General features: G+C 63.4%; 2 protein-coding genes. Both read right to left on the bottom strand.

The annotated features are described in order from the left end of the window. Window positions 1-716: ABC transporter substrate-binding protein (locus tag UNPF46_RS37220; protein ID WP_246668820.1), on the bottom strand; the 716-nt coding region annotated here is incomplete at its 3' end. 108 nt (window positions 717-824) lie between these two features. After that, window positions 825-1796: ABC transporter substrate-binding protein (locus tag UNPF46_RS37215; protein WP_246668819.1), on the bottom strand; the 972-nt coding region annotated here is incomplete at its 5' end.

Genomic DNA, 1796 nt, shown 5'->3' with positions numbered 1-1796 from the left:
CATTCGACGCGGTCGACCTTCACCACCTTGCCGCCGGAGGTCCAGCTCGCCGGCTCCTTGCGCGGCACGTAATCGGTGTTCTTGACATAGATCGCCTTGACGCCGGGCTGGAATTCCGACGCCACGAACTTGAAGGGACCTGAGCCGATCTGCTCGGGAATCTGCTTGTCCACGGGCGTCTCGGCGAGACGCTTCGGCATCATGAAAGCAACACGCGAGGACGGCTTGCCAATCGATTCCAGCACCAGCGCGTAAGGCTCCTTCAGCTTCAGCGTGATGGTTTTGGGGTCGGTCGCCTCGATGCTCGCGGTGAAATCCATGAGCTTCTGGCCCATGCCGTCGACGGCCGCCCAGCGCTTCAGCGAAGCGACGCAGTCTTCCGCCGTCACCGGCGCGCCGTCATGCCACTTCAGCCCGTCGCGCAGGGTGAAGGTGTAGGTCAGCTTGTCGTCGGAGATTGTCCAGTCCGCCATCTGCGGCTGGACCTTGAAATTCGAATCGGTCGCGATGAGTGTGTCGTAGACCATGTAGCCGTGGTCACGTGTGATGTAGGCCGTGGTGAAGATCGGATCGAGGATCCGCAGATCCGAATGCATCACCGCGCTGATGGTCTTGCCTGCGGCAAGAACCGGCGAGGCCAGTGCCGAAAGCGCCACGGCCGAAAGCGCGAGTTTGGAGGCGAACGCGAGACGCCCCCGACGCATGAATTGGAACATTGACGTTCTCCTGGCGACCGGCTGGCGGGCGGCGCCGCCGGTGACGACGGCGCCGCGTATGGTTTGGCGTGGAAGGCGCGCGAGGCGCCTTCCTTGTGACGATTGGTCTTACTCCGACTTGTCGACGTTCCAGAACAGCGGCGTCGCCGGGCCGTCGAGCACGCCGGCCAGCGATTTGCGCCAGCCGCTCGGCGTCTGGTACTGCCCGAGCGGGATATAGATCACCTGCTCATAGGCTTCCTTCTGGATGTCGGCGGCGATCTTCTTCTGCTCGTCGAGCGAGGGCGCGCGGACGAAGGCGTCCTTGAGCTGCTCGATCTTGGGATCGTCTGCCCAGCCGAACCAGCCGCCCTTCTTGCCCTGGCCGCCGATCGAGAGATTGGCGATCGGGTTCGACACGTCGGGCGCGACCCAGTTGGTGAAGAACATGTTCCAGCCGCCCTCCTTCGGAGGCTTCTGGCTGGCGCGGCGGCTCACCACCGTCTGCCAGTCGGTCGCCTGCAGGTCGACCTTGAAGCCGGCCTCACGCAGCAGCTGGGCGGCAACGATCGGTTGCGCCTTGAGCGTCGTGACGTCGCCGGGCGCCATGATCACGATCGGGGTGCCGTCATAGCCGGACTCAGCCAGCGCCTTCTTGGCTTCGGCCATGCCATTGCCCTTCGTCAGCGTCTCGGCGCCGACCTCGGTCGCAAAGGGCGTATCGCAGATGAAGAACGCGCCGCAGATCTTCTGATACTTGGGATTGCCGACCAGCGCGTCGAGCACGTCCTTCTGGTTCATGGCCAGCAAGGCAGCACGTCGCACCTTCACGTTGTCAAACGGCGGATAAAGGAAGTTCATCCGGCCGAGCGTCTGATAGCCGAACTTGTTCAGGACCTCGATGGTGAGTTCCTTGTTCGTTTCCAGCACCGGCATCATGTCGTACGGCAGGTTCTCCATGAAGTCGATGTCGCCCGACTGCAGCGCGTTCACCGCGGTCTGCGAGTCCGGCATGGTGATCCATTCGACGCGGTCGACCTTCACCACCTTGCCGCCGGAGGTCCAGCTCGCCGGCTCCTTGCGCGGCACGTAATCGGTGTT

It is taken from the genome of Bradyrhizobium sp. UNPF46, assembly GCF_006658625.1.
In the GTDB taxonomy this organism is placed as follows: Bacteria; Pseudomonadota; Alphaproteobacteria; order Rhizobiales; family Xanthobacteraceae; genus Bradyrhizobium; species Bradyrhizobium nitroreducens.
This window is presented reverse-complemented; position numbering and strand designations above follow the sequence as displayed.